Genomic DNA, 2,771 nt, shown 5'->3' on the forward strand with positions numbered 1-2,771 from the left:
CCTGTTCCGCCAAAATGAACCGGAATGTTCATCTTAACCTGATAAAGTCCTTCTTTCGATTTATTCTGAAGAATTTTTTCCGTTATCGTTCTGATTCGGGCATCCTCCACAGTAAAGCCTGTATCTGCCAGAAAAACAAGCTTATGAATGGGATGCGATGCACTTTTATGACTGTTCAGTACTGCCGCAGGCCAATCTTTTAATTCTTCAATGATGGCATCTGTCTTTTCTAAATCTTTATTATCCGGTATCAAAACAATGTTTTATAGGTTGATCAAATCCGATATTGAAAAAATGAAAATTTTATTCTTAAAATACAGAAAATCAAACAATTATAAATCACAGTAACCTATGGTCACATACCAGTCAATTCATCATTGGCGGCAGGCAGACATTCAGTTCCTGAAATTCCTTCTGTAAACCGGTTTAAAAGGACTGATTCCTTTTCACAATTCTGAAAACTTTGTTAATGCCTGCTCCGTTTATTCTCAGTAAGTAAGTCCCGGCAGCAAAAGTACTCATATCAATCTGATAAAGATTGCCTTGAAGGTGAGTTAGCTCCTCCCTTCTGATTTCTCTTCCAAAAACATCCAAAAGACTGATAACCAAATAACTGTCATCTCCCTGATAATGAATGTAAAGGACTTCACCGGCAGGATTCGGAAAGACAGCAACTGAATTTGATTCCTTAGGTTCAGGAAGGGAAACATGTTTCTGAATACTGATGGTAATACTGTCGGAGCCTTCGCAGCTATCCTTAACCACTTTAACCCAGAAAACAAATACCCCTGTGCCGAATCTGACAGAATCCACTGTAATCTGCTGCGTAGTTTCTCCGGTTGACCAATGATATGAATCAAATCCGCTTCCGGCATCCAGAATTTTTTGGTCGGTATTGTAAAGGGTATCATCTTCACCGAGATTAACCTTAGGATGGGGTTTGACCGTTACCTCATGAATGACGCTGTCTTCACAGGCTTTCAGGGATACTGCCCTTAGTTTTACCTGATATACTCCTGCCGAGGAATATTGATGCGAGTTGTGCTGGTAATAATTGGTAGTGCCGTCACCCAGATCCCAGAAATAACTCAGTGTGCCGCTGCTGATGGTCGAAGTGTTGGTAAACTCAAAATGATTCCCGTTCAGACATTGCCTGTCGTTGCTGATGGTGAAAGAAGCTTTGGGCTGCGGAAATACAAAGAGGGTTTTACTGACGGAATCTTTACATCCCTTATTACTTTCCACCAGCAGTTTATATTTATAAGTTCCTGCTTTGGGATACTGATAAACAGGATTTTGTAAAACTGAAGTACTTCCATCGCCAAACGACCATTTCCATTTGGTAATTGAATCAGAAGCTATGGTTGAGAGGTCGGTGAATGAAAACAAATTGCCCCTTTCACATTGAGCAGAATCATCAACACTTATTTTGGCCCTGGGTGCAGGATTGACATATACCTGAGTGGAGACAGAATCCTTACACCCAAATATGGAAGATACAACCAGTTTAACCTCGTAAATGCCATATTTATCGTAGCTGTTAGAGGGATTGATATTGTTGGAAGTATGGCCATCTCCGAAGCTCCAGGCATAAGAAGCGCCTCCGGTGGAGGAATTTGAAAAATTGAAGAAATTATTATCAAGGCACTGACTGGCCTGATTGACCGAAAAAGAGGCTTTAGGTAGTGGATAAACATCAATATCTTTTGAAATGCTGTCCTGACAACCAAAAGCCGACTCCGTAATCAGCCAGACCGAATAAGTTCCCTGAGCGGAGTATGAATGAGAAGGAGCACTGAGCAGCGAACTCTGCCCATCACCGAATCTCCACTTCCAGCTGACAGCACCTGTCGATGTATTGTTAAACACAAACAAATTATTGTTGAGGCATTGGCCTGAATTGTTCACGGTGAAAGAAGAAACAGGATGCGGTTTGACTTCCGCAGTTTTGGAAGAGCTGTCGCGGCAACCAAAAGCTGAAATTGCCGTGAGAATTACTGTATAGGTATTGTCTTTCTGATAGGAATGAGTGGCATGAGTGGCATAGGAAACATTGAAATCTCCGAAATACCAGATATAGCTGGTAGCCCCTGTGGAATTATTGGTAAAGACAAACTGGTTTCCATCCAGACACTGCACCGCTTGATTAATACTAAAACTGCTGGTGGGTAAAGGTTTGATAAAAACTGAAAGGGTATCAGTATTGACACAATAAGACGACAGGTCTGTTACTTCAAGAACGTAGGAAACATCACTGAATGGTTTTACATAAATCTTTGCAGTATTACCAATAACGGTATTGTTCATGGTTAACCAGCGGTAAGCAAATCCATTTTGTGCAGCAGGCCCGATGAGGACACTGTCGCCATAACATAAATTGACGTCCTGCCCGGCATTGACAACAGGTGGGGTTTTCACCTGTATGTTTTTGGTCAGACTGTCGTTGGAAGTAGATTGGTCAGTTTTTCCATTGGGTTGGCTGGTAAAGGCCAGAATCGCAGGAGTAGTATTGCCGGTAAATGTATAAGTACCAAGTAAGACGGTATCTGTTTCAAGTGTTTTCAGTGTCCCTGTCCAGCTTTTAGGGGTCTGGGTGCTGCTATTGATTTTCCAGTTAATGGTAACACTTTTCAGGTCATCTTTTCCAAAATTTCTGACCACTACCCTGACATCATGAGAACCCTCACAAATAATAGCCGCTGGCTGAATGATTGCCGCAATGCCTGCATCATTTTCAGGAACGGTGAATTCGTCAGCTCCAATATCTGGAG

At 41.8% G+C, this 2,771-nt stretch carries 2 protein-coding genes; both read right to left on the reverse strand.

The features are described from left to right. A partial coding sequence (locus tag GX437_13680) for a hypothetical protein (GenBank protein ID NLJ08705.1) occupies window positions 1-254 on the reverse strand: 254 nt, incomplete at its 3' end. A 172-nt stretch (window positions 255-426) separates the two neighbouring features. Continuing rightward, window positions 427-2,771 (reverse strand): PKD domain-containing protein (locus GX437_13685; protein NLJ08706.1); only part of this gene is annotated, 2,345 nt, incomplete at its 5' end.

It is taken from the genome of Sphingobacteriales bacterium, from assembly GCA_012517435.1.
GTDB lineage: Bacteria > Bacteroidota > Bacteroidia > CAILMK01 > JAAYUY01 > JAAYUY01.